Below are 24,600 nucleotides of genomic sequence, written 5' to 3'. Positions count from 1 at the left end.
CCGGTGGTACGGGCGCGCGCCGGGAGTTCGCGCGCGGACACCGCTCCCGCTCCCGGCGGACGACCGGGCGTCACGCCCCGGCGGACGCCCCCGTGCCCCGCCGCTCCGCGACCGTCGGCGCCGCCCGTACCAGCGCGGCCACGCCCCGGCTCCGCGAGTGCTCCGGCCAGGCCACGACCAGCGTGGCGGGCGGGCGGTCCACCCCGGGGCACGTACGCCACCGCCCGCTGCGGGCGGCGGGCGGCGAGCGACGCCGGGAGGACCGCACGCGCCGTACCGAGCCCGACGAGCGTGAGCAGCTGCGGGAGGTCCGCCACGCCCCGCCGTCGATCTGCCGCTCCGCCAGGCCGTCGACCTCCGCCGGGCGCACCCCGAGGTCGGTCAGGCACACCTCGACCGCACCGGGCAGCGGGTGGTCGCGGTCGAGCCGCGGGTGGCGTACGGGAGCTGGGCGCGACCGAGGTGGTCGTACGCGGCGGGGAGCCGCTGGAGGGCGCACTGCGGAGGCGCCCTGCGGAGGCTCGCGCCCGAGGGCGTGGACGCGGTCCTCGACACCGTCGGCGGCGGCGCCGTCACCCCGGGAGTGGCCGCCGCCGTCGCGGGGCGCGCTCCTCGCGGACGGGCGCGTCCGGAGCGCGAACCACCGCCTCGACCGCAAGCCGGAACGTCTCGCCGCGCTCGCCCGGCTCGTCACCGAGGGCACCCTCCGCCCGGTCATCGGCGCCGGGTTGCCCCTGGACGAGGCACCGCGCGCGCCCTCGGCGGAGACGTACGGGCGGTGACCGGTCCGCGTGGCAAGACCGTGCTGCGCGTGCGCTGACCCCTCGCGTACTTCGTGCCCACCGCGCGCGCGGACGACCGTAACGACTCCGCAGGGGCGTTACGGCTTGATGCCCACGCCGACCCACAGGCTGACCTCGGCGTCCGAGGGCGCGGGTGCGGCGTTCTCGGCGGCGGCGCCGTCCACGGCGTCCGGGCGCCAGCGGTGACCGACGGTTATCCCGGGGTCGAGCAGGTCGAGGCCGTCGAAGAACCGCGCGACGTCCCTCTGCGGGCGGAACCGCACGGGCGTACCGGAGCCGGTGTAGATGTCGGTGACCTTCGCCCAGGTGTCCGGGTCGAAGTCCGGCGTGCAGTGGCTCAGGGCCAGCGCGCTGCCCGACGGGAGCACGGCGAGCAACCGTTCGACGATGCCGTACGGGTCCTGGTCGTCGGTGACGAAGTGCATGAGGGCGTTCAGGGACAGCGCCACCGGCTGCCGCGTGTCCAGTATCTCGCCCAGCTCGGGGGCGTCGAGGAGCGTCTGCGGGTCGTTGACGTCCGCCTCTATGTACGTGGTGCGGCCCTGACGCGTGCTGCGCATCAGGCGCTCCGCGTACTTGAGCACCAGCGGGTCGTTGTCGGCGTACACCACCCGGGCCTCGGGCACCACGGACTGCGCGACCTGGTGCAGGTTCGGCTCCGTGGGGATGCCGGTGCCGATGTCCAGCCACTGCCGGATGCCGTGCTCGCGGGCCAGGACCCGGGTCGCGCGGTGCATGAACGCGCGGTTCTCGCGGGCGCACACGAAGATCCCCGGGTACGCGACGGCGACGGCCTCGGCGGCCTGCTTGTCCACCTCGAAGTGGTCCTTGCCCTCGAGGTAGTAGTCGTACATGCGGGCGGAGTGCGGCCTGCTCGTGTCGATGTCCCGGGCGGCCTGGCGGTTGGTCATCTCATCCCCTTCAGCGGTGTGCGTGGTGCGCCGGGGAGGCCGCGGCCGGGGCCGGTTCCTTCCCGCTCGTCGGTGGTTCAGCCGGCCGTCAGATGGTCGGCCAGCCCTCTCTTGACCCCCGCGACGAACGCGGCGAGTTCCTGCGGCGTGTAGATGAGCGCGGGACCGGTGGGATCGGTCGACTGGCGCAACGCCACACGCCCGTCCGCGAGTTGTTTCGTCTCCACGCACTGGCCCCCGTTGGGACCGCTCCACGGGCACTCCCAGCCCTGCTCGCCCAGGAGCAGCGCAGGCATCCCGTTGTAGACATGGCCGTCCATGATGGTCATGAGTACTCCTTGCGCATGCGGTTCAGGACCGCCCTGCTGTCCGCGGACGAGGTCAGCAGGGACATGCGGTTGTGCGCTTCCAGATGAGCGACGACGTCGGAGCGCTGATCCAGGTACATGGAGCCGGTGAGGATCTCGCTGTAGACGACGTCGGGAAGTTCCGGTTCCTCGAACCGGAAGTAGGTGAAGGGGGCGCACGCCCCGACGTGCGCGCCCGCGGAGAACGGCACGACGTCGACGCTCACATGGTCCAGTTCCGAGACCTCCAGGAGCCGGTCTATCTGCTCCCGCATGACCTCCGGACCACCGACCGCGCGGTGCAGCACGGCCTCCTCCATCACGACCCACAGCGTCGGGGCGTCGGACTTCTCCAACAGTCCCTGGCGGCGTAACCGCAGATCGACGCGGCGTTCGAGGTCCTCGTCGTTCTCGTTGGGGAAGCCGCCGCCGAGCACGGCACGCGCGTACGGGTAGGTCTGGAGCAACCCGGTGACGTAGTGCGGCTCGTAGGTGCGCAGCGTCTTGGCGCCCGTCTCCAGGCTGACGTAGGCGGTGAACCAGTTGGGCACCACGTCCCGGTACGCGTGCCACCAGCCGGGCTCGTTGGCGCGCTCGGCCAGGTCGACGAACTCGTCGATCTCCTGCTGTTCCGCCCCGTAGGTCTCCAGCAGCTTCTCGACGTAGAGGGGCTTGAGGCCGACCTCCGCCTTCTCCAGCCGACGGATGGTCAGGGGCTTCACGCGGAGTGTCTTGGCCGCGTCCTCCAGGGACACGTCCGCGGCCTGTCGCATGTCGTGGAGGCGGCGTCCGAGGATCATCCGGAGGACGGTGGGTGCGCTGCCGCCCGTGCCCGAACGAGATTCGTTCACGCCTACCTCCTGAGGGGCCGTCACCCGTACGAGTCTGACAGCGACTTGATGATGCTGCTAGAAGGATACCGTCCTGCTGAAATTATCAGGGAGACGGTTGCAGTATGAACTGGGCTACGAGCATAGTGACTTCTGTGAGTGACCACGCCCTGCGTGAGCGCGTACACGCCAACCTGTCGCGATCCGCGTCGAGTTGGCGTGCTCTCGTGATCGGTGAACGGGCCCGCACCGGTACACCCCCCGTCCGGTAGGCCCGTGGCTCACCTGCCCTGTCTCCTGACTGCGCCCCCCGATTGAAGGCGACAACGGTGTCATCCCACACGACTTCCCTCCCCCAGCTGTTAGACGTCGGGAACACGGAACGAACCCACTGGCTGAAGCTACCGGCACACCGCTCCAGCGTCGGGGTCGCCCGTCGTTCGCTGACCGCACCCCTGACCGCCTGGTGCCTGCCCGGTGAGTTGCGCGAGGACGCCGTCCTGCTCGTCTCCGAGCTGGCCACCAACGCGGTACGGCACACGCCCAGCGCGCACTTCCTGTGCGGCGTCGGACTCGTCAACGACCGCTGCCTCCGGGTGGAGGTGCACGACCACGACTACTCCAGCGGCTCCCTCTCCCGGTGCGCGCCGGGGCCGGACGACGAGGGCGGCCGAGGGCTCCTGCTCGTCCAGGAGATCGCGGACTCGTGGGGGGTCGACAGGTCGGCGCTCACCGGCGGGAACGCCGTGTGGGCGACGCTGACGACCTCGTACTGAACGCGGCGACGGCGGACGGCACGGACGCACACACATGGCGCGGCCGCACGGAACGCGGCCACGCCGTGTGCCGCCGGAGAAACGCGCGCCGTACGAACGCGCACCTTACGGAGGTCGCGTTCCGGCACGCGGTCTTCCGCAGAAGTGTCCGCGTGAGGTGTGCCCGTGTCAGGCGTGCCCATGGTCAGGCGTGCCCATGTGAGGCCCGTCCGCGCGAAAGTCGTGCCCGCGCGCGGGCACGCCGTTCCCGTTCGGTGTGCCGGTCAGTGCACCTGGCGGTCGTAGCCCTCCCAGTACGGCGCCCGCAGCTTGAACTTCTGGAGCTTCCCCGTCGCCGTACGGGCCAGCTCCGTACGGAACTCGACGGACGTCGGCGCCTTGTAGCCCGCCGCCCTGGCCTTGCACCAGGCGATCAGCTCGGCCTCCGAGGCGGACGTGTCCGGCGCCAGCACGACGAGCGCCTTGACCGTCTCGCCCCACTTCTCGCTGGGCACACCGATGACGGCGACCTCGGAGACGGCGGGGTGGGAGAACAGCGTGTCCTCGACCTCGATCGACGACACGTTCTCGCCGCCGGTGATGATGACGTCCTTCTTGCGGTCGCTGATCGTGAGATAGCCGTCCCCCTCGACCGCTCCGCCGTCCCCGGTGTGGAACCAGCCGTCGCGGAGCGCCCGTTCGGTCTCCTCGGGCTGCTGCCAGTAGCCCTCCAGCACGACGTTCGAGCGGGCCAGCACCTCGCCCGTGCCGCTCTCGTCCGGCGCGTCGACGGAGAGCCGTACGCCGAGCGCGGGCGCGCCCGCCCGCGTCAGCCTCGTGGCGCGCTCCTCGGGCGACAGGCCGTCGTACTCCGCCCGCGAACGGTTCACCGTCAGCAGCGGCGACGTCTCGGTCAGACCGTAGATCTGGATGAACTCCCAGCCCAGCTCCCGCTCCACGCGCACCACCGTCTGCGTGGGCGGCGGCGCCCCCGCCATGATGATCCGCACCCGGTCGCGGCCGGGGATCTCGCCCCGCCAGCTCCGCGCCGCCTCCAGCACGGCCGCCGCCACGGCCGGGGCCGCGCACAGGACGGTGACGCCGTGCCGCTCGATCCGGCGGAGGATCTCCGTCCCGTCGATCTTCCGGATGACGATCTGCGGGACGCCCAGACCGGTCATCGCGAACGGCATGCCCCAACCGTTGGCGTGGAACATCGGGAGGGTGTGCAGATACACGTCCCGGTCGCTCACCGTCGTGTGCAGTGCGAAGGTGACCGCGTTCGTCCAGATGTTGCGGTGGGTGATCTGGACGCCCTTGGGGCGGGCGGTCGTGCCCGACGTGTAGTTGATGCAGGCGGTCGCGGACTCGTCCGGCTCCCAGGGCTCCGGCTCGACACCCTCGGGCGCGTACAGCGCGTCGTCGTCACCGAGGACGATCGCGTGCTCCGCCCGTACGTCCTTCAGCGCGTCCCGCAGCTCCGGGTCGACGACCAGCACGCGGGCGCCGGAGTGCTCGACGATGTACGCGACCTCGTCCGGACTCAGCCGGAAGTTGACCGGGACCAGCACCCGTCCGTGCCCGGCGACGCCGAAGAACGACGTGAGCAGCCGCGCGCTGTTGTGGCTGACCACCGCGACCCGCTCGCCGTGGCGCACGCCCAGCTCGTCCAGGCGGGCGGCCTGGCGCCGGGCGAGGGAGCCGAGCTGGGCGTACGTCAGCTCTCCGAGCGAGGGCGCCGGCTGGTCGGGCTCGTCCACCACACCCGTGCGGTCGCCGTAGACCTGCACGGCGCGGTCGATGAAGTCGGGGACGCTCAACGGCACGAACACGGGACCTCCGGCTGGCGCGGTTCGTCGTACGGGCGGGCAGTCGCGTATCCCGGCCACCTTCGCACAGGACACCGGAGAGGTGGAGGCGTCGGGAGGTGCGGCTTCGGGGGGTGCGGCCCACGGTGGCGTCCGTACGGGCGTGCGTTCCGCCGTCCGTCGGGCACTTCGCCCGCACCGCGCGCGCGGTACGTGCTTCACGTCCGTACGGGCGACGGTCCGGGGGCTCCGGGGTGGCGGCTCCGGAAAGACGGCTCGGGGCGGCGGACCGGGGTGGCCGCCCGTGGCGACGGCTCACCTCCGCCCGTAGGTCAGCCGCCGCAGCAGCTTCTCGGCGGGGCCCGGCAGGGAGCGGCGCCCCAGCGCGTCCGCCCCGGCGACCGTGGCGAGCCAGACCAGCACGGCGCTCAGCGCGGCGGCCAGGGTCGGCTCCCCGGTGCGCTCGCCGAGTGCGAGGGCGAAGGGCGACAGGAGCAGCACCCAGGCCAGCGACTGGCAGAGGTAGCCGCTCAGCGACCGCTGGCCGAGGGCCGCGACGGCCCGTACGGCGCGCGGCTGCTCCCCGGCCGTACGGGTGCGGGTCAGGCGGAGGGCGAGCAGTCCGAACAGCGCCACGTAACCCGGACCCGCGAACTGGCCCGACACCTCGTAGAGCCGGGTGAAGGACTCCGCGGTGGCCTCGTCCACGTGCGCGTACCCGGCGGAGACCAGGCCGAGGGGGACACCGCCCGCGAAGGCGACACCGAGCCCGGCCACGGCGGTGCCGAGCAGCAGGCGCCGGTGCCGGGCCGGCTCCTCCAGCACGCGCTGACGCGCCGCCCAGGCACCCAGCCAGACGATGACGAGGATCGGCAGGACGGTCAGCGTGTGCACCGGCCACTCGGCGAGCCGGTCGGCCACCGACGTGGCGTAGTCCGGCGCGGAGAGCGAGTCGACGGCGCCCTCCGGGACGGTGGCCGCCCCCGGGCCGCTCTGCGCGGCGCGGTACCCGGCGAGGGCGGCGAGCGCGGCCGCGTACACCGCGGAGAGTGACCACAGCCACAGCACGACGCGCTGGACGCGTTCCCCGCGGCGCAGGATCAGCAGGGTGACGAGGACGCCGACGATGCCGTAGGCGCCCAGGAAGTCACCGAAGTTGAGCAGCGCGGCGTGCGCGAGGCCGAACGCGAGCAGCCACCCGTTCCGCCGGAGCAGCACCGCGCGCGCGGAGGCGGGAGAGGCTCCCGCGGCCTCCTGGCGCCGGGCGAGCTGCACCAGCCCGTAGCCGAACATGACGGCGAACATCGGGAAGGCGCGGGCGTGGACGAAGACGAACATGGCGAGGTTGAACGGGCGTTCCCACCCGTGCGGTGACGGCTCGGCGCCCGGCTGGCTGGCGAAGGTGAACACCGCCGCGTTCGCCAGGGCGATGAACAGCAGCATCGAGCCACGGGCGAGATCGGGCGCGAGAGCGCGCTCCGTACGGCGGACGGGCCCGCGCACGAGGTGCTCCGTACGGGCAGGGGCGGACAGGGGCATCGGGGCCTCCGGGTGCGGAGCGGCGGATGTGCCGGGCTCACTTAATGTATCTTATAAACTATATGAGAGAAACTAAGAAGTGCGCCATGATGTCCCGCAGGAATCGGGGGAGTCGGGACACCGAGGAACGGAGAGCGATGCCTGCCGACGAGGAGAGGGCGCCCGCCGCCCTCGTACGGTTGTGGCGGCTCCCGGCCACGGGTTCGGGCCTCGGCAGGCCCGCCGCCCTCGACACCGAACGGGTCGTCCGCGCGGGCGTGGCCCTCGCGGACCGCGACGGGCTCGGCGCCGCGACACTGCCGAAGATCGCCAAGCAGCTGGGCGTCTCCCCGATGTCCCTCTACCGGCACGTCGGCTCCAAGGACGAACTCCTCGCCCTCATGCGTGACTTCGCCCTCGGCGACCCACCCGACGCCCTGAGCGCCGCGACCCCCTCCCCCGTGGAGACCGCTGACACGCCGGACCCGGACGCGGCCCCCGCGGACCCGTCCACCGGACGGCCCCCGTGGCGCCGCGACCTGCGCCGCTGGGCCGTCGCCCAGCGCCTCGTCAACCACCGGCGCCCCTGGCTCCCGCGGCTGCCCCTCACGGGCCCGCCGTCGGGCCCCCACGAGGTCGCGTGGATGGAGGCAGGGCTGAGCGCGCTCGGCGGCACCGGACTGGACTGGGGGGCGAAGGTCGGCGCGCTGACCCTGGTCAGCGGCTACGTACGGCACACCTCGCTGCTGTCCCAGGAGCAGGCCGAGGGCCGCAGCGGTACGGACATGGACCAGGCGGAGGCCGAGCGCGTCCACGCCCGCGCCCTCTCCCGCCTGATCGCCCCGGACCGCTTCCCGCAGATGGCGCGGCTGCTGGCGTCGGGCCTCTTCGAGGCGGTCCGGGACGGCGCGTACGACGACCCCGCGAGCGACCCCGACTTCCTCTTCGGCCTCGAACGGCTCCTCGACGGCATCGCCGTCGCCGTGGCCGACGCGCGGGACGCGGACGGGTAGCGCGAGGACAGCGGAAACAGTGGGCACGGCGAGACCCCCGGCGAGGCAGCCGCGGAGAGACACGACACCGGACGCGGAGGGAGGCACCGTACGGGCCGCCGCCCCTCCCGTACGCCGGTCAGCGCAGCTGGCGCCGTACCAGCTCGCGGAAGCGGCCTGCGGGGTCCGCCAGCAGTTCGGCGGGGGTGCCCTGTTGGACGATCCGGCCCTCCGACATGACGAGCACCCGGTCCGCGTCCATGATCGTCGACAGGCGGTGCGCGATCACGACACGTGACGCACGCAGCTCCTGGGTGCTGCGGATCACGACCCGCTGCGCCTCGTTGTCGAGGGCGCTGGTGGCCTCGTCGAAGAAGAGCACGCGGGGGCGGCGGATGAGCGCCTGCGCGATCATCAGGCGCTGACGCTGCCCTCCCGACACGGCGCTGCCGTCGGACAGCATCGTCTGCATCCCCATCGGCATGCGCTTGATGTCCTCCGCCAGCCCCGCCATCGCGGCGGCCGCCCACACCTCCTCGGCGGTGTACGACTCCGTGCCGCGGATGCAGTCCATGATCGAGCCCGTGAACGGCTGCGCGTTCTGGAGCACCACGCCGCACTGCCGCCGTACGGCCGCCTGGTCCAGCGCGGACAGGTCCTGCCCGTCGTAGAGGACGTTGCCGGACACCGGGGCGTCGAAGCCGATGAGCAGCCGCAGCAGGGTGGACTTGCCGCACCCGCTCTCCCCGACGACGGCCACGAACTCGCCGGGCTCCACCCGGAGGGACACGTCGTCGATGACGAGCGGCCCGTCCGGGGAGTAGCGGAACGTCAGACCGCGGGCCTCCACACGGCCCGTCAGCGTGGCGGGCAGGGTGCTGCGTCCCGACACCTCGGGCAGCGCGCGCAGCACGGGCCGCACCTGCTCGTACATCGGCAGCACCGCCGCCACCGACACCAGCGCCCCCGTCAGTTGCGTGGCCGAGGTGAGCATCATCGTCACGGCGGTGTTGAACGTGAGGAACTCGCTCGCGGACAGCGAGCCGCGCGCCGGGCCGGCCAGCAACATGAACACACCCAGCGAACAGAACGGCAGATAGACCGCGTTCAGCACGGTTGTGAGGTTCTTGACGCGCCCCACCCGCTGCTGCAACTCCCGGCTGCGGGCGAACTCCCGCGCCCACGCCGCGTACGCGAAGCTCTCCGCCGCCGCGACGCGCAGCTTGGGGAGGCCGCGGAGGGTCTGGAACGCCTGGTTGTTGAGCTGGTTGTTCAGCCGCACCAGTCGGCGTTGCCAGCGGACCTGCCACAGCCCCATGACGAGGAACGAGCAGGCGACCACGGCCAGCAGCGCGATCGCCGCCAGCGCGAGGGGCACGCTGCAGTACAGCAGCAGAGCGAGGTTCATGGTGCCGACCGTGCCGGACTGCACGGCCACGGGGCCGACGCCTGACAACACACGGCGCATGGCGCTGATCCCCATGGCGGAGCTGGCGAGTTCGCCCGTGGAGCGTTCCGCGAAGAACCGGGTGGGGAGCCGCAGCAGGCGGTCCCACACGGCGGGTTGCAGGGTGGCCTCGATGCGCCCCTCCATGCGCAGGATCGACAGGTTCTGGAGCAGCATGAAGACGGCGGACACCAGGGCGCTGACCACCAGCGCGAGGGACACCTGCACGATGAGGTCGGTCTCGGCGTTCGGCACGTAGACGCCGAGCACCCGGCCGGTGGCGAGGGGCACGAGTGCGCCGAGGGCGACGGCGACGAGCCCGCCGAGCGCCAGGTCGCGCAGGTCCCGGCGGGTGCCCTGGAGGCAGAAGCGGGCCAGACGCCAGGCGCTCAACGGCCGGTCGGGCAGCGGTCGGTAGAACATGACGGCCCGTTCGGCGATCCGGCTCGCGGACGCCGCGTTGAGCCGCGTACGGCGGCCGTCCGGGTCGTACGCCTCGTACCGGCCGCGACGCCACAGCAGCGCCACCGGCGAGCCGCTCGACCGGCGGTGCCCCACCAGCGGGCCCGAGTCCCGGCGCCACCACTCGCCGGAGAGCGAGACGGGGCGCGTACGGATACGGGAGGACAGGGCGACGCGTTCCACCGGGTCCGTACGTTCGTCCCCGCCGAGGGAACCCTCCGACGCGGACAGCGTGATGCCCGCCGCGCGCGCGACCCGGCGGCAGACCGCGAGGGTCGCGTCGGTCCCCGCGGCGGAGCCGCCGCCGGTCGGCCCGCGTGACGAGCGGACGGACTCGACGAGTGCCCGGTTCGCCTCGTCGCGTACGGCCTCGCCCGCTTCCAGGCCCGCCGCCGTACGGTCCTCGTGGGCGCGTTCGCGGTGCTCGATCCAGCGGTCGAGGGCGTCCAGCAGCCGGTACTGCTGGTTGACCAGCCGCTGCCAGGTCGTGCCGTCGATGAGCAGCTCGCCCGCGGCGCCCGGGGCGAACTCGGCGCCGTAGCGCACGCTCCCCGGCATCAGCTCCATGCTCAGCGCCTCGTGGCCGTCCGCCGTGCCCGGGTACCCCGGGTCGCCCGGGTGCCCGAAGCCGCCCGCGACGCCGGAGCCGTCCCCGCCGTTCATCGCCTCCATGGGGGCTTCGACCAGGACGCGCAGGCTCTGCCCGACACCGAGCGCGAACGCGGTCTCCAGCGGCGACAGCGGGGCACCCGCGGTGCCGGTGGCGCCACCGGTGTCCAGGCCGCTCAGGTCGTACTGCCCGCTGTCGTACCCGTTTCCGTACGCCTCCGTCGCGAGGTTCCCCGGAGGGAAGCCGCCCTGGGTGTCGTACGCGGGGGTGAGCAGTTCCCGCAGGCCGATGCGTCGTAGTTCGCAGCCCCGCAGCGGCCGGGTGATCAGCGTGTGCCGCGGGCCCTGGAGCGGGCCCAGGGTGAGGGTGCCGGGGCCGAGGCGGCCGAGGAAGTGCCAGTTGCCCTCCTCCCGCGCGTCCACGGCGAAAAGGTCGGTGGCGCCCGACACCACGAGCCACAGCACGTGCGGCCCTTCGAGCGGGACGCTGCCGCGTCCGGAGTGGTCGACGGGCGTGCCGAGTCCGCCCAGCGCCGAGAGCACCGTCTGCTGCCAGTGCGCGTTTGTGTACGTGTCCGCGGGAGGCGCGCCGTCCGGGTACGCGCCTTCCGCGTACCCGTCGTTCGCGTACGTGTCTGCCGGGTACGTACCGCCGGGGTACGTACCGTCCGCGTACCCGCCCGCAGGGTGCGCGTTCTCGTGCCCGGCCGCGCCGGACGGGGGAGTGGGGATCACTTACTGCTCCGTGACCAGTCGGGCGTACGGCCCCGCCGCCGCGATCAGTTGCTCGTGCCGTCCGCGTTCCACGACCGCCCCGCGGTCGAGGACGACGATCTCGTCGCTGTCCCGCACGGTGCTCAACCGGTGCGCGATCACCACGAGCGCGCAGCCGAGACGGCGGAGGTTGTCGATGACCAACTGCTCGGTCTCGGCGTCCAGCGCGCTCGTCACCTCGTCCAGGACGAGGACGCTGGGCCGCCGCACCAGTGCGCGCGCGATCTCCAGGCGCTGCCGCTGCCCGCCGGAGAAGTTGCGGCCGTCCTGGTCCACCCTGCTGTGGATGCCGCCGGGGCGGGCGGCCACGACGTCGTACACGGCGGCGTCGCGCAGGGCCGCCGTGACGCTGTCGTCGGTGATCGACGGGTCCCACAGGGCGACGTTGTCGCGGACGGTGCCCTCGAACAGGAAGATGTCCTGGTCGACGAAGGACACCGAGGACGCGAGCGTGCCCCGCGAGACCTCCTCCAGCCGCTGCCCGTCGACGCGGATCGTGCCCTGCCAGGGCGCGTACAGCCCCGACAGCAGCCGCGACACGGTCGACTTGCCGCTGCCGGACGCCCCGACCAGCGCCACCTGCTGCCCCGGGCCGACCGTCAGGGAGAAACCGGTCAGCAACGGCTTGTCGAGCGGGCTGTAACCGAACTCGACGTCCTCCAGACTCACCTGCCCCCGCAGCCGTCGCGTGCCGCCGCCCGGATCGTCGCGCGTGTAGAGGGAGTCCTCGGGGAACGTCTCGACGTCCTTCAGCCGCGCCAGGTCGGCGGCGAAGTCCTGGATGCGGCCCGCGACGGAGTTCAGCCGCGTGATGGGCGCGGTGAAACGCACGACGAGCGCCTGGAACGCGACGAGCAGCCCGACGGAGACCGCGCCCTCCGCCGCCCGCAGCCCGCCGATGAGGAGGATGAAGGCGCTGTTGAGCGTCGCCAGCGTCGGCGCCACCACCGCCAGCACGGCGCTGGGCACACCCAGCCGTTGCTGCTCCTCCAGGGTGACCGCGTGCTGCCCGGCCCAGCGCCGGAAGTAGCTGTTCTCCGCCCCCGTCGCCTTCATCGTCTCGATGAGCTGGAGGCCGGTGTACGAGGTGTTGGTGAGGCGCGCGTTGTCGGCGCGCAACTTCTGCGTACGGGTCGCCCGCAGGCCGACGACGATCCGGAGTGCCACCACGTTCAGCAGCGCCAACGCGATGCCCACCCCGGTCAGCTGCGGGTCGTACGTCCACAGCAGCACCGCGTACAGCACCACCACCACGGCGTCGACACCCGCCGTCGCGAGATCCCGCGAAAGGGTCTCCGCCACGCTGTCGTTGGACTGGAGGCGCTGCACGAGGTCGGCGGGGCTGCGTTGGGAGAAGAACGCGACGGGCAGCCGCAGCAGATGCCGCAGGAAACGCGCGCTGCTGAGGGTGGACGAGATGACACGTCCCCGCAGCAGGTTCATCTGCTGGAGGGCGGTCAGAACGACGGTGAGCGCCACCCCCGCGGCCATGCACGCGAAGAGGGTGGGGAGGAGGGTCGTACGGTTCCCGATGACGAACGAGTCGATGTACGTGCGGCTCAGCGCGGGCATCGCCGCCCCCACCAGGACGAGCAGCAGACTGGAGAGCAGCGCGGCGAACATGGTGCCCGTCATCGCGTGCAGCCGTTGCGGCATCATCCCGAGGACGCCCGGCTTCTGCCCGCCGCGCCGGAAGCCCTCGTCGGGCCGCATGGTCAGCACCACACCCGTGAAGCTGGTGTCGAACTCCTCCATCGGCACGAAACGGCGGCCCGCCGCGGGGTCGTTGATGTGCACGCCCTGCCGCCCGAAACGGCGGCCCATCCCGTCGTACACGACGTAGTGCTTGAACTCCCAGAACAGGATCGCCGGTGCCGGGACCTCCGCCAGGGCGGCGGGTTCCATCTGCATGCCCTTGGCCTGCATGCCGTAACCGCGGGCGGCCTTCAGCATGTTGCTGGCGCGGGAACCGTCGCGGGACACGCCGCAGGCGATCCGAAGCTCCTCCAGCGGCACGTACCGCCTGTGGTGGGCGAGCACCATGGCCAACGTGGCCGCTCCGCACTCCACCGCCTCCATCTGGAGGACGGTGGGCGTGCGGACGGTCTTCTGCCGACGCGTCTTCGCGACCGGCTCCGGCACATGGCGGGCCGGGGCGCCGCCGCCCGGACGTGCGCCCGCGGACAGCGCGCGCGAACGGCGCCTTCCCCGCTGACCGTTCGCCGCGCGCGCGGGCGGCGTCTCCGGTGCGGGGGAACGTCCGTCCGCCCGCGACCGCGTCTCCGCCTTCTCCTGTGCCTGCCCCCGCGCCTGTGCCTGCCCCTGCGCGGGCGGCTGCTCCGGGCCGGGCGGGGCGCTCACGGCAGCAGCCAGTCGACGGGGTGCTCGTCCGGGAGCCGTAGCGCCGCACGGGTCAGGGTCATGGAACCGAGGGCGAACGGCGGGCCGGGCGGCGACGACCAGCGGTAACCGGACTTGCCCGCGTCCGACGTGTCGAGCCGTACCACCACCGTCACCGGCGGCCCGTCCTTGGAGAACTGCTCCGCCAACTCCTCGTCACCGAGGAACCCGGTGATCTGCTTGCGGCTGCGCGGGGCGCGGTCGACCGCCTTCACCTTTCCGCGCAGCACACCGAACCGCTGCGTGGGTACGGACTGCACGGTCAGGTCGACGCGGGCGCCGACCGGTACGTCCGCGGCCTTGTCGGCGGGGGCGTAGACGAGTGCGACGAGCGGGTCGCGGGGATCCTTCACGCTCTCCAGGGTGGCGACGTCCCGCCCCGTGGTGACGACGGAGCCGATCTTCGCGGCGAGCGACAGCACCTTGCCCGGCGCGACCGCCCGTACGGTCCGCTCACCCGTCTCCGTTCGGACCTTCAGCACCGGGGCGTTCTTGCGCAGGAGCTTGCCCTCTTCGGCGTAGACGGCGACGACCTGGCCGGCCACCGGGCTCTGCAGTACGTAACTGCCCTGCGCGTACGTGAGAATTCCGGGCGCGTTCAATTTCGGGGAAATGGTGCCGACCGTGGCCCACACGCCCGCACCTGCGATGAAGACCACCGTCACGATCAGCACCAGCAGGCCCTGCGGCCGGGCGAGGCGGACGGGGATCTCCAGCTCTTCCGGCGCTTCGAGCTTGGAGAGCGCTCTTTGCCGCAGCTGCACGGTAGGTGCCCCCCGTTTGCGGTGCTTCAGTTCCGATCAGACCGGACTCCGCCACGGGAGGCGAAAATCCTCCCGTGGCGAAAGCGGACCCCGGATGGATTTCCGGGGCCCGCCGGGTCATGCGCTGCGAACGTCCGCCGTAGCGCCCTGCCCACGGTTGAGGGCCGGGAAGCGGCGGCGGGTCGCAGACCCACGCTGTGCGCGGGGTGGTCAGAGACCGGCGATGATCTCGCCGACGGTGCCGGTGACCGGGGCGGCGATGGAGCCGATGCCCTCGACACCCAGGTCCAGGTCGGTGATCGGCGAGAGGTTCAGGCCGTCGGCGAGACCGCCGGAGACGTTGTCCAGCTCGCTGTCGGCGATTTCACGGGTCTCAACCTGAGGGGTGAAGTCCATGACAGATCCTTCCATCCATAAACCACTGAATGAGCATGCCCCGTCCGTCCACGTAAGGGACGGGGCATTCCACGCACGCTTTTGTGACCGAACTGGAGAGGCGGCCTCAACAACTTCGCGGTCCGCAGATCAGATCACACGCCCGGCGCCCGCCCAACCGTTCGCTGCGGGGCGGTGGCACCCCGTAGTCGGGGCCGTCACGGATGTAATGATTGTGCGAACGACCCTCCGTCAACCGTGATTACTCATTGAGACAACGGTCGAAATCCCGGAGTATCTTTTATCCGTCTTGCCCTCGCAAAGCGGACACGGGGGTGGACGCCCGGCAATAGTTACCACCGGGTATCCATGACGAGGGCGAAGCGAGGCAATCACATGTGAAGATTCGATGCAGGGTGTGGCGCTGAAGCGGTCTCGGGATTCGATGCTTCGACTCCCCGAAAGCGGGTACCGGGGTGATGTTTGTCTGCCCCCACCTTTGCCGCGCACGCGCTCAACAGCCGCGTCTCCTCACGCCGTTGAACGACCGGCGCCGACCCGTACGCCTCGTCGTACGTCCCGCGCCACGCGGACCGCGGCACGATGCTCACCGCGCGGAAGTCGTACCCGTCCTGCGCGGAGCCCGGGGCCTCCCACGTGAGGTCCACGAGCTGCCCCGGCGAGAGCGCGCGGAACCCGGTCGCCCGGATGTCGGAGAAGTGGCCGAAGCAACCGCCGGGCGTCTCGGGGCAGTCGAGCACTCCCCACCCCTGCTCGACGTGCCACTCACGTACGGTCGCCGTCACCATGCGCCGACCCTAGGAGGGCTCCCGCCCGCACCGGTACGGGTTCTCGCCGTACGGAAGGCGGGCGCGCACGCACGACACAGCCCCGGACGGCGACCGTCCGGGGCTGTGTCGTGCGGAGTGCCCCCGGCAGGATTCGAACCTGCGACACCGGCTTTAGGAGAGCCGTGCTCTATCCCCTGAGCTACGGAGGCGGGGTACGCCGGCGTGCGGCGCCGCCCGCAAGTGTAGCGGGTGGTGTGCCCGTCACCCGCTCGGCACCGGGGACGGTCGCGCTCCTTGTGCGGAGAGTTCTCCGGCGAGACGACGCCTCCGCGCGCGGAGGTGAGTCCGCAGCGCGACACCGCGCGTGAGCCCTCCCGCAGCGCGTGGTGCCGCGCCGAGGGAGGGCTCAAGGCCGTACAGGAGGGTGTGCGTCAGCGGCTGCGGACGAACTCCCAGAGGGAGTCGATCATGTAGTCCAGCATCTCGTCCGTCAGCCCGGGGAAGACCCCGATCCAGAAGGTGCGCTCCATGATGGCGTCGCTGTTCTCCAGCGACCCGGACACGCGGTAGTTCTGCCCCTGGTAGGCGGGCTGTCGCGTCAGGTTGCCCGCGAACAGCATGCGGGTGCCGATGCGCCGCGACTCCAGGAACTCGACGATCTCGTTCCGGTCGAATCCGGCGTTCTCCTCGACGGTGAGGATGTAGCCGAACCAGCTCGGGTCGCTGCCCGGCTGCGGCACCGGCATCATCAGCCCGGGGATGCCGTCCAGGCCCTCCCTGAGCCGCCACCAGTTGCGCCGCCGCGCCGCGTCGAACTCCGGCAGCCGCTGGAGCTGCGAGAGGCCCAGCGCCGCCTGCACGTCCGTCGTCTTCAGGTTGAACCCGACGCGCGAGAACGTGTACTTGTGGTCGTAGCCGTACGGCAACCCGCCGAACTGCTGGCAGTACCGCTTGCCGCACGTGTCGTTCTCACCCGGCTCGCACCAGCAGTCGCGGCCCCAGTCGCGCAGCGACTCGATCAGGCGGGCCAACCGCGGCCGGTCGGTGGTGACGCAGCCGCCCTCACCCATCGTCAGATGGTGCGCGGGGTAGAAGCTGACCGTGCTGAAGTCCCCGAACGTGCCGCACATGCGCCCGTTGTAGAGGGAGCCGACCGCGTCGCAGTTGTCCTCGACGAAGAACAGCCCGTGCTCCTTGGCGAGCGCGGCGACCTCGGCGGCGGGGAACGGGTTGCCCAGCGCGTGCGCGATCATGATCGCGCGGGTGCGCGGGCCGATCGCGTCCGCGATCCGCTCCACCGTGGTGTTGTACGTGCCCAGTTCCACGTCCACGAAGACCGGCGTCATGCCGTTCTGGATGATGGGGTTCACGGTGGTCGGGAAGCCCGCCGCGACCGTCACCACCTCGTCGCCCGGCTTCAGCCGCGCGTCGCCCATCTCGGGCTGGGTGAGCGCCGTGAGGGCCAACAGGTTCGCGGACGAGCCGGAGTTGGTCAGGTGCACCTTGCGGCGGTGCAGGGCGCGGCCCAACTGCCGTTCCAGCTCGATGGCGCTGGAGCCCACGGCGATCCGCATGTTCAGCGCGGCCTCGACCATGGCGACCCGGTCGTCCTCGTCGAGGGTGGCGCCGGACGGCATCACCAGGGTCTTCCCGGGGACGAACTCCCGCTGGAGTTCCTTCTCCCGGTGGTACTTCCGGACGAGCTCCAGGATGAACTCCTGTGAATCACTCACCGTCGCCTCCAGGCAGTGCCACGGCGTGTGCGCCGGCCTTCTCCGTCAGTGCGGCCAGCCGGAGGATGTCCTCGCCCTGCAAGCCGTTGTCCTCACCCGTGCGCACCGCGCGCGCGAAGTGCGCGAGTACGTTGCCGAACTGGTCGTCGGGCGGCAGCGTACGCCGCTCCTGACGGTCCTGCGTCTCGACGCGGATCACCGGTTGGTGCGTGGACGGCGGGGTGTACGCCCATTCCACGACGATCCGCCCGGTGCTGCCCCAGAGTTCGTACGCCGACCGGTAGGCGTGTTCCATGCCCCAGGTCAGGTGCGCGGTCGTGCCGTCGGGTGCGGCGAGCAGCGCGGCCCCCGACATGTCCAGCCCCAGCGCCTCGTCCCGGCGCACCGTCGCGCCGAGCACCCGCAGGTCGGCGCCGAGGTACAGCAGGGCCGTCGCGAACGGGTACACGCCGATCTCCGCGAGGGCGCCACCGCTGACCGCGTCGTACCGCATGTCACCGGCGGGCTTCGGCGGGAACGCGAACTCCGCGGTGAGGCTGCGCAGCTCACCGATGGCACCGCCGTCCAGCAGCTCCCTGACCACCGTGTGCTGGGAGTGCCGGACGAACATCAGGCTCTCCATGAGCGTCAGCCCGAGCCCGTCCGCGAGCTTCACGAGCCGTTCCGCGTCGGCCAGTCCGCGGGTGAGCGGCTTCTCGCAGAGGACGTGCTTGCCGGCGCGGAGGGCGCGTTCGACCCACTCCGCGTGCAGCATGATCGGCAGCGGTACGTAGACGGCGTCGACGTCGTCCCGGGCGAGGAGTTCCGCGTAGCCCTCCACGGCCTGTCCGCCGAACTCGTCGGTGAACGCGCGGGCCTTCGACAGGTCGCGGCTCGCGACGGCCGTCAGCTCCAGCTCCGGCCGCGCGGCCAGGGCGGGCAGCATCCGCCGCCGCGCGATGGAGGCGCAGCCGAGCACGCCGAGCCGTACGGGCGCCTGCTCCGGAGCGGAGGCCGACGCGTCACCCGTACCGGTACCCGTGGCCATCAACGCGCCTCGCCCTGCCGCACCGGACGGACCGGTACCACCGGCCGCGCGGCGACTGCCGGGGCGGCTTCGGTGTTCGGCATGCGACAACCTCCCTCTCCCTGGGGTCATCCGGGGCCTCTCTCGGTGATCAGCTCGGTGATCGGCGTGGTCGGTGCTCGGCTGGCTCACTGGGCACCCGCCGGTCGGACCGGAGGGATCTCCGGCCGGTGGGGCGGACCGTGGGGTGCCGTAGTGCGCGCGGCTCGTCGGGCACCGGGATGGCCGAATCCTCCGCACGGTGGATCGTGCGACAGGCGGCCGAGTAGGGGCAAGCGCGCGACTTCCGGTAACGGGTTGTCCGGAGGGATTTCCCTAAAGGTGCTCAGCCTGGGGCGTGAGGGGCGAAGGGTGCGCCGCAGCGCGCGCAGACGGCGGGCGGCGTGGCGCCGTCCGCGAACCGTCCGCACTCGGGGCACACGCGGTCGAGCCAGCAGGGGGACTCGCCGCCCTCCTCCGGGTGGTGTGCCGCGGGCGGTGCCGGGGCCCGTTCCGGGGCCGACCCGTCCATGGCGCCCGTGCGCCGTTCCATGCGGCCAGTATGGCGCGGCCCCCGCCACGGGAGCACCGGTCCGTACGGCGCCGGTGCGCACCGCGCGGTGCGCACCGGGACGCCGCATGCGGCCGCCCGCCCGGCGCCGGGCGGGCGGGGCGCGTCAGTAGCGCAGGCCGTGCCCGAACGCGTACAGCTCCCGTTCCGGGTCCTCGGCCGAGGCCACCGCCACCGGCAGGGTGCCGCGCGGGTTCAGCTCGCCGTAGACCGCCCGCACCAGGGACTCCAACGTCGGGGCGCCGTACGTGTAACCGGTCAGGCAGGCGGGGACTTCGGGGAAGCGGCGTATGTCGTACGGGTTCCGCACGGCCAGCGCCACCACGGGTGTCCCCGTCGCCATGAGCTCCTTCACCAGGGCCGCCTGCGCGGCACCGTCCTCCTTGCCCGCGGCGGCGGCGTTCGAGGAGACCACCACCAGGTCCGCGGAGCCCGCCGCCGCGACGGCCTCGTCGATCGCCGCCCGCGTCGGGACCGCGCCCGTCGGCAGCGCGCGCGCCGTCTGCCCGCGGCGGGCGGAGACACGCGCGGCGAGCGTCTCCGTCGTCGCCGTGTCCCAGCCCGTGACGAGCACCGCGCGCGCGGTGGCCGTCGAGAGGGGCAGCAGCGCGTCGTTCCGCAGCAGGGTCACACCGCGGTCGGTGATCCGTTCCGCCACGGCGGTGTGACTCCGCCTGCCCACCGTCCGCACGGCGTGCGACTCGCTCACGTACGGGAACGGGAACAGCCCACGGCGCAGCTTGTGCAGCAGCACCCGCCGTACCGAGGCGTCGATCCGCTCCCGGGAGATCCGCCCGGACCGTACGGCGTCCAGCACCGCCTGGAACGCGGTGTCCGTCTCCGGCGCCAGCACCAGCTGGTCGCAGCCCGCCTCCAGGGCCCGTACGGGCGCCACGTCCGGTGGGAACTCCCCCGAGGCGCCCTGCATGTCCAACGCGTCCGTCACGATCAGCCCGTTGAAACCGAGCTCCTCGCGGAGCAGCCCGGTGATGATCGGGTGCGACATCGTCGCCGGTACGCCCGTCGGGTCCAGCGCGGGCACGACGATGTGCGCGCTCATGATGGTGTCCACGCCGCGCCGGATCGCCGCGCGGAACGGCGGCAGGTCGATCCGCTCCAACTCCTCCCGCGTGTGCCGGATCTCCGGCAGCCCGTGGTGCGAGTCGGTGTCTGTGTCGCCGTGGCCGGGGAAGTGCTTGGCGGCGCTGGCCACCCGCCCCCGGTGGTAGCCGCGTACGCCCGCCGCGACCAGCTCCGAGCAGAGCGCCGGGTCGGAGCCGAAGGAACGGACGCCGATGACGGGGTTCGCCGGGTTGACGTTCACGTCGGCGACGGGCGCGTAGTTCTGGTTGATGCCGACGGCAGCCAGCTCCGTGCCGATGATCCGTGCCGCCTCCTGCACGTCTGCCGCCGAACGGGTCGCCGCCAGCGCCATGTTGCCCGGCAGCAGGGTCGCCGGGGCGGCCAGCCGGAAGACGGCGCTGCCGCCCTCCTGGTCGGTGGAGATGATGAGGGGGACGCGGCTGGCGCGCTGCAACCCGTTGGACAGGCGCGCGATCTGGCGGGGGTCGCGCACGTTGTCGGGTCCGCGCCGGGCGTCGAAGTAGATGACGCCGCCCGGCCGGTACTTGGCGAGCACCTCGGCGGGGGTGTCCACGCCGTACAGTTCGCGGTTCTTCGCGTGCGAGGTGTCCGCGGCCTGCCCGTACACCTCGACGACGAACAGCTGGCCGACCTTCTCCTCCAGCGACATCCCGCCCAGCAGACCGGCTGCCTTCCGACGTACGGCCGCCTCGCCCGTACCGCCATCGGCCCCGGCCGCTCCGGCGGCGCCGATGCCGAGACCGGCGGCGACACCGGCGGCGCCGGCGAGGGTCTGTCTGCGACTCGGCTGCTGCATCGGAACGCTCCTCACGTGACGGTGGCCCCACCGGCCCACGCCGTCGTCGACGGCCGGCCCGGCGACCCCGGTGTGACGGGTCGGGGCCGCCACATCGTCGCAGCGCCTCGGGCGATCAGCCAGACATGGTGGCGGAATTCAGTGGTCTAGCCCTCTGGACCCGGGGTGTGGGGCGCCGCCCGCTGGGTAACGGATGCCTCTGAGTCCGACACCGACCCCCCGGGGGTGGCCACACGTGCACTCGTTCCGGAGCCGCAAGGCACGGAGATCCACCGCGTACGACGACGGGCGACTGCCGGAACCGATCCGGCGGTCCGCCCCGCCCGACGGCGCAGCGGACGGAACGCGGAGCGGGGACGCGTCCGCGCGCGCGGACGCGGAGAACGACCCGTCCGCCGTACTGACCGCGCAGCGGCTGCCGCTGTTCGCGCGGGTCCTGATGATGCTCGCCGCGATCGCGCTGGGCGTCGTCTTCGCCGCCGAACTGTCGACGGTGACGCTCCAACCGTCCGTCGCGTCCGAGTCGTTGACGCACACCAACCTCAAACCAGGCGACTCGATCCGCTCCTACCTCGATCAGCCCGAGCTGCGTGACACCGTCAAACAGCTCGGCGGGAACGTCCTGTTGGGCATCCCCTTCGGCATCCTCCTGCCGGTCCTGGCACAACCCACCCGCGGACTGCTGCGGGTGACCGTGGCGACCGCGTTCGTCATGCTCGTCGTCGAACTCGTGCAGGGCACCCTCGTGACGGGCCGCGCCTTCGACATCGACGACGTCATCCTCAACTCCAGCGGCGCGCTGCTCGGCTACCTGCTGCTCGGCAGGCGGCTGGGGCGTGCGATGCACCCGCGTCGCCACCACTGGTGGCACCGCTGGACCCGGCGGCCCGATCCGGGCGCGCCGGCGGACGCCTGAAGCACGGGCGTGCGGAGGGCGGGCGCCCGCGGCGGTTCAGCCGTCGTGGGCGCCCGGCGCCGGTCCCGCGTCCCGGAGCCGTTCCAGCTCCCGCCGGTCCCGCTTCGTGGGCCGCCCCGCGCCCCGGTCCCGGCGCGGGACCGCGGCGGCGGCCTCCGGCGGGGGCGGCGGCGGGCTCTTGTCGACGAGGCAGTCGGCGGCGACGGCGGCGCCCACGCGTTTCCGTACGAGCCGTGTGACGACGACGATCCGTTCCCGCCCCGCGTGCCGGAGCCGTACCTCGTCCCCGGGGCGCACCGCCTGCGCGGGCTTCACCCGTTCACCGTTGACCCGTACGTGCCCCGCGCGGCAGGCGGCGGCCGCCACGGAACGGGTCTTGGTGAGCCGGACCGACCAGATCCAGCTGTCGACCCGCACGCTCGTCGTCGCCTCGTCGGAAGCCATGCGCCGAGTCTAGGCGCCCCCGCGCGGAACGAGGGGAGCGGAAGGGACGGGCGGAAGGGTACGGAGGGGGAGCGGAGGGAAATCGCTCGCCCGCGCGCGCGGCCCACGCGTAGCGTCGGCGCCCGTGACCCCACTCGAACCGCCCACCGCAGCCGCGGGCCCCACGGACCCCACGGACGTCGTACGGCGCGGCTACGACGCCGTCTCCCACACGTACCGCACGGACGACGCCGAACTCGGCCAGTACGCCCGGTGGATCGACGCGCTCCTGCGCGAACTGCCCGCGAGTGCGGCCGTACTGGACCTCGGATGTGGTTGCGGGGTGCCGGTGGCGCGGGCGCTGAGCACGGCGGGGCACGCGGTCACGGGTGTGGACCTGAGCGCGACGCAGATCCGCCGGGCCCGTGCCCTCGTACCGGGCGCCGTCTTCCACCAGGGTGACGCCACCGGACTGCGTCTGCCCGAGGAGTCCTTCGACGCCGTCGTCTGCCTGTACGCGCTGATCCACATGCCGTTGGAGCGGCAGCCCGCGTTGCTGCGCCGTGCCGCGTCCTGGCTGCGGCCGGGCGGACGGTTCCTCGCGACGACGGGGCACACCGCCTGGACCGGCACGGACGACGACTGGCTGGGCACCGGCGCCACGATGTGGTGGAGCCACGCGGACGCGGGCACGTACCGGCGCTGGCTCGCGGACGCCGGACTCGCCGTCACGCACGAGGAGTTCGTGCCGGAGGGCGACGGCGGGCACACGCTGTTCCACGCGACCCGCACCGGGGAGCCCTTGGCCCCCGCTCCCGCGGACCCCTGAGCGTACGGGCACGCCCGTACGCCCGTGTGCGGGGTGCGCGTCAGGCGGAACCGCCTCCCGACCGCGCGCGCACCTCGGACACCGCCTTGCGCGCCGCCACCAGCACCGGGTCCCACACGGGGGAGAACGGCGGCGCGTAGCCGAGGTCCAACCCGGTCATCTCCTCGACGGTCATGCCCGCCGTGAGCGCGACCGCCGCGATGTCCACCCGCTTCCCGGCGCCCTCGCGGCCGACGATCTGCGTGCCGAGCAGCCGCCCCGTGCGCTCCTCCGCGAGCATCTTCACGTGCATCGCCTGCGCGCCCGGGTAGTACCCGGCGCGGCTGGTCGACTCGACGGTCACCGTGACGTACCGCAGACCGGCCTCCGCGGCCTGCCGCTCCAGCAGTCCCGTACGCCCGATCTCCAGGTCGCACACCTTGCTGACGGCCGTTCCGACGACGCCGGGGAACGTGGCGTAGCCGCCGCCCGCGTTCGTGCCGATGACCTGGCCGTGCTTGTTCGCGTGCGTGCCCAGGGGCAGGTGCCGGGTGCGGCGTGCGACGCGGTCGAAGACCTCGACGCAGTCGCCGCCCGCCCAGATGTCCCGCTGTCCCAGGACGCGCATCCCCAGGTCGGTGAGGAGGCCGCCGGACTCGCCGACGGGCAGCCCGGCCGCGCGCGCGAGCGAGGTCTCCGGCCGTACGCCGATGCCCAGTACGACGACGTCCGCCGCGTACTCCCCGTCGTCGGTGACGACCGCACGGGCGCGCCCGTCCGCACCCGTGAGGATCTCCCGTACGGCCGCGCCCGTCACGACCTCGATGCCCAGTCCGGACATCCCCTCACGCACGAGGGCGCCCATGTCGGGGTCGAGCATCGACATGGGCTGCTCCGCCTGCTCCAGCACGGTCACCCGGTGGCCGCGGCGGATCAGGGCCTCCGACATCTCCACGCCGATGTACCCGGCGCCGACGACCACCGTGCGGAGCGTGCGACGCCCGCCGTCGTCCGTACGCTCCAGTGCCGCCAGGTCGTCCAGTACGGACTGCCCGTCGGTGAGGGACTGCACGCCGTGTACGCCGTCCGCGTCGACACCGGGGAACGGCGGTCGTACGGGCCGGGCACCGGTCGCCACGACGAGCTTGTCGAAGTGCGTCCAGCCGTCCGGCCCGGACGGCCCCTCCGCGCCGTCGACGGTCCGGGTGCGTACCCTCCGGCCGTCCACGTCGATCTCGGTGACCTCGGTGTGCAGACGGAGGTCGATTCCGCGCTTGCGGTGCTCCTCGGGCGTACGGGCGATCAGTTCGTCGCGGCTGTCGACCTCGCCGCCGACCCAGTACGGGATGCCGCAGGCCGAGTACGAGGTGAAGGTGCCGCGCTCGAAGGCGACGATCTCCAGTTCGTCCTCGCTCCGCAGCCGCCGGGCCTGTGAGGCCGCGGACATGCCCGCCGCGTCACCGCCGATGATCACCATGCGCTCTGCCGCCACCGTGTGTCCCTTTCGCCGGACTGTCCGTACGTACGCGTGCGCGTACGGCTCACGCTATGTGCCCGCCCTCCGCGCGCGGGCACACCCTGCTGTGCGATCCGCTCCACCTGTGCGTGATCCGCGTCC

20 protein-coding genes, 1 tRNA gene and 1 pseudogene are annotated in these 24,600 nt (G+C 72.5%); 4 read left to right on the top strand and 18 right to left on the bottom strand.

Features of this window, described 5'->3' with window-relative positions; genetic code table 11:
• Window positions 1-70: 70 nt before the first annotated feature.
• The 4 genes from D7M15_RS11190 to D7M15_RS11175 all read right to left on the bottom strand — a co-directional run bounded on the left by D7M15_RS11190 (window position 71) and on the right by D7M15_RS11175 (window position 2,912).
• The gene (locus D7M15_RS11190; protein WP_121517376.1) at window positions 71-391 is read right to left on the bottom strand and encodes a hypothetical protein; all 321 of its coding nucleotides are present in this window, start codon (window positions 389-391) and stop codon (window positions 71-73) included.
• 489 nt (window positions 392-880) lie between these two features.
• Window positions 881-1,714 carry an SAM-dependent methyltransferase gene (locus D7M15_RS11185; RefSeq protein ID WP_121517375.1) on the bottom strand — a complete coding sequence of 278 codons (834 nt, stop codon included), beginning with the start codon at window positions 1,712-1,714 and terminating at the stop codon, window positions 881-883.
• 77 nt (window positions 1,715-1,791) lie between these two features.
• Window positions 1,792-2,043, bottom strand: coding sequence for a DUF397 domain-containing protein (locus tag D7M15_RS11180; protein WP_121517374.1), 252 nt, complete (start codon window positions 2,041-2,043; stop codon window positions 1,792-1,794).
• On the bottom strand, window positions 2,040-2,912 hold the full coding sequence (locus D7M15_RS11175; RefSeq protein WP_121517373.1) for a helix-turn-helix transcriptional regulator: 873 nt from the start codon (window positions 2,910-2,912) through the stop codon (window positions 2,040-2,042). The genes D7M15_RS11180 and D7M15_RS11175 overlap by 4 nt, the downstream gene beginning before the upstream one ends.
• Window positions 2,913-3,220: 308 nt before the next feature.
• Here D7M15_RS11175 and D7M15_RS11170 point away from each other — a divergent pair, with 308 nt between their 5' ends.
• The gene (locus D7M15_RS11170; RefSeq protein ID WP_121517372.1) at window positions 3,221-3,667 is read left to right on the top strand and encodes an ATP-binding protein; all 447 of its coding nucleotides are present in this window, start codon (window positions 3,221-3,223) and stop codon (window positions 3,665-3,667) included.
• Between the two features lie 263 nt (window positions 3,668-3,930).
• On the opposite strand, the gene D7M15_RS11165 is transcribed toward D7M15_RS11170, so the two are convergent.
• A complete protein-coding gene (locus tag D7M15_RS11165) occupies window positions 3,931-5,478 on the bottom strand; it encodes an AMP-binding protein (protein ID WP_121517371.1) in 1,548 nt (515 codons plus the stop codon).
• A gap of 291 nt (window positions 5,479-5,769) precedes the next feature.
• Window positions 5,770-6,993 (bottom strand): DUF418 domain-containing protein, encoded by a 1,224-nt coding sequence (locus D7M15_RS11160; RefSeq protein WP_121517370.1) that lies wholly within the window; start codon window positions 6,991-6,993, stop codon window positions 5,770-5,772.
• Between the two features lie 137 nt (window positions 6,994-7,130).
• Between D7M15_RS11160 and D7M15_RS11155 the strand changes: the two genes are divergently transcribed.
• Window positions 7,131-7,985 carry a TetR/AcrR family transcriptional regulator gene (locus D7M15_RS11155; RefSeq protein ID WP_121517369.1) on the top strand — a complete coding sequence of 285 codons (855 nt, stop codon included), beginning with the start codon at window positions 7,131-7,133 and terminating at the stop codon, window positions 7,983-7,985.
• A 118-nt stretch (window positions 7,986-8,103) separates the two neighbouring features.
• Here the strand turns inward: D7M15_RS11155 and D7M15_RS11150 are convergent, their stop codons facing one another.
• From D7M15_RS11150 to D7M15_RS11105, 10 genes and pseudogenes are all read right to left on the bottom strand, one after another.
• Window positions 8,104-11,025, bottom strand: coding sequence for an NHLP bacteriocin export ABC transporter permease/ATPase subunit (locus tag D7M15_RS11150; protein WP_121520596.1), 2,922 nt, complete (start codon window positions 11,023-11,025; stop codon window positions 8,104-8,106).
• A gap of 192 nt (window positions 11,026-11,217) precedes the next feature.
• Window positions 11,218-13,398, bottom strand: coding sequence for an NHLP family bacteriocin export ABC transporter peptidase/permease/ATPase subunit (locus D7M15_RS11145; protein WP_276314485.1), 2,181 nt, complete (start codon window positions 13,396-13,398; stop codon window positions 11,218-11,220).
• A gap of 215 nt (window positions 13,399-13,613) precedes the next feature.
• Entirely contained in the window at window positions 13,614-14,420 is an 807-nt protein-coding gene (locus tag D7M15_RS11140) for an HlyD family efflux transporter periplasmic adaptor subunit (RefSeq protein WP_121517368.1), read from the bottom strand.
• A 210-nt stretch (window positions 14,421-14,630) separates the two neighbouring features.
• A complete protein-coding gene (locus D7M15_RS11135; RefSeq protein ID WP_206337349.1) occupies window positions 14,631-14,816 on the bottom strand; it encodes a type A2 lantipeptide in 186 nt (61 codons plus the stop codon).
• A 566-nt stretch (window positions 14,817-15,382) separates the two neighbouring features.
• A pseudogene (locus D7M15_RS11130) lies at window positions 15,383-15,604 on the bottom strand (cold shock domain-containing protein); the annotation flags it as partial.
• Window positions 15,605-15,722: 118 nt separating this feature from the next.
• Window positions 15,723-15,795, bottom strand: a tRNA-Arg gene (locus tag D7M15_RS11125).
• A 222-nt stretch (window positions 15,796-16,017) separates the two neighbouring features.
• Entirely contained in the window at window positions 16,018-17,319 is a 1,302-nt protein-coding gene (rfbH, locus tag D7M15_RS11120) for a lipopolysaccharide biosynthesis protein RfbH (protein WP_121517366.1), read from the bottom strand.
• A complete protein-coding gene (locus D7M15_RS11115) occupies window positions 17,312-18,346 on the bottom strand; it encodes a Gfo/Idh/MocA family oxidoreductase (protein WP_121517365.1) in 1,035 nt (344 codons plus the stop codon). The genes rfbH and D7M15_RS11115 overlap by 8 nt, the downstream gene beginning before the upstream one ends.
• 364 nt (window positions 18,347-18,710) lie before the next feature.
• On the bottom strand, window positions 18,711-18,917 hold the full coding sequence (locus D7M15_RS11110; RefSeq protein ID WP_240649238.1) for a hypothetical protein: 207 nt from the start codon (window positions 18,915-18,917) through the stop codon (window positions 18,711-18,713).
• 124 nt (window positions 18,918-19,041) lie between these two features.
• Window positions 19,042-20,835, bottom strand: a complete 1,794-nt coding sequence (locus D7M15_RS11105; protein WP_121517363.1) for a glycoside hydrolase family 3 protein — start codon at window positions 20,833-20,835, stop codon at window positions 19,042-19,044.
• Between the two features lie 235 nt (window positions 20,836-21,070).
• Here D7M15_RS11105 and D7M15_RS11100 point away from each other — a divergent pair, with 235 nt between their 5' ends.
• On the top strand, window positions 21,071-21,751 hold the full coding sequence (locus tag D7M15_RS11100) for a VanZ family protein (protein WP_240649236.1): 681 nt from the start codon (window positions 21,071-21,073) through the stop codon (window positions 21,749-21,751).
• A gap of 36 nt (window positions 21,752-21,787) precedes the next feature.
• Here D7M15_RS11100 and D7M15_RS11095 read toward each other — a convergent pair whose 3' ends face one another.
• Window positions 21,788-22,195 (bottom strand): S4 domain-containing protein, encoded by a 408-nt coding sequence (locus D7M15_RS11095; RefSeq protein ID WP_121517362.1) that lies wholly within the window; start codon window positions 22,193-22,195, stop codon window positions 21,788-21,790.
• Between the two features lie 124 nt (window positions 22,196-22,319).
• Here D7M15_RS11095 and D7M15_RS11090 point away from each other — a divergent pair, with 124 nt between their 5' ends.
• Complete coding sequence (locus D7M15_RS11090; RefSeq protein WP_121517361.1) at window positions 22,320-23,003, top strand: class I SAM-dependent methyltransferase; 684 nt, start codon at window positions 22,320-22,322, stop codon at window positions 23,001-23,003.
• Between the two features lie 40 nt (window positions 23,004-23,043).
• Here D7M15_RS11090 and D7M15_RS11085 read toward each other — a convergent pair whose 3' ends face one another.
• A complete protein-coding gene (locus D7M15_RS11085; protein ID WP_121517360.1) occupies window positions 23,044-24,459 on the bottom strand; it encodes an FAD-dependent oxidoreductase in 1,416 nt (471 codons plus the stop codon).
• Between the last annotated feature and the right edge of the window lie 141 nt (window positions 24,460-24,600).

The organism is Streptomyces sp. Z26 (genome assembly GCF_003665095.1).
Taxonomy (GTDB): Bacteria; Actinomycetota; Actinomycetes; order Streptomycetales; family Streptomycetaceae; genus Streptomyces; species Streptomyces phytohabitans.
Note: the sequence above shows the minus strand (reverse complement) of the source record. Positions and strands in the feature narration are given on the sequence as shown.

Bases quoted from the DNA above. Each gene is read 5' to 3' on its own strand.
- D7M15_RS11185 (WP_121517375.1), bottom strand. From the start codon at position 1,714: ATGACCAACCGCCAGGCCGCCCGGGACATCGACACGAGCAGGCCGCAC.
- D7M15_RS11180 (WP_121517374.1), bottom strand. From the start codon at position 2,043: ATGACCATCATGGACGGCCATGTCTACAACGGGATGCCTGCGCTGCTC.
- D7M15_RS11160 (WP_121517370.1), bottom strand. From the start codon at position 6,993: ATGCCCCTGTCCGCCCCTGCCCGTACGGAGCACCTCGTGCGCGGGCCC.
- D7M15_RS11155 (WP_121517369.1), top strand. From the start codon at position 7,131: ATGCCTGCCGACGAGGAGAGGGCGCCCGCCGCCCTCGTACGGTTGTGG.
- D7M15_RS11135 (WP_206337349.1), bottom strand. From the start codon at position 14,816: ATGGACTTCACCCCTCAGGTTGAGACCCGTGAAATCGCCGACAGCGAG.
- D7M15_RS11115 (WP_121517365.1), bottom strand. From the start codon at position 18,346: ATGGCCACGGGTACCGGTACGGGTGACGCGTCGGCCTCCGCTCCGGAG.
- D7M15_RS11110 (WP_240649238.1), bottom strand. From the start codon at position 18,917: ATGGAACGGCGCACGGGCGCCATGGACGGGTCGGCCCCGGAACGGGCC.
- D7M15_RS11105 (WP_121517363.1), bottom strand. From the start codon at position 20,835: ATGCAGCAGCCGAGTCGCAGACAGACCCTCGCCGGCGCCGCCGGTGTC.
- D7M15_RS11095 (WP_121517362.1), bottom strand. From the start codon at position 22,195: ATGGCTTCCGACGAGGCGACGACGAGCGTGCGGGTCGACAGCTGGATC.
- D7M15_RS11085 (WP_121517360.1), bottom strand. From the start codon at position 24,459: ATGGTGATCATCGGCGGTGACGCGGCGGGCATGTCCGCGGCCTCACAG.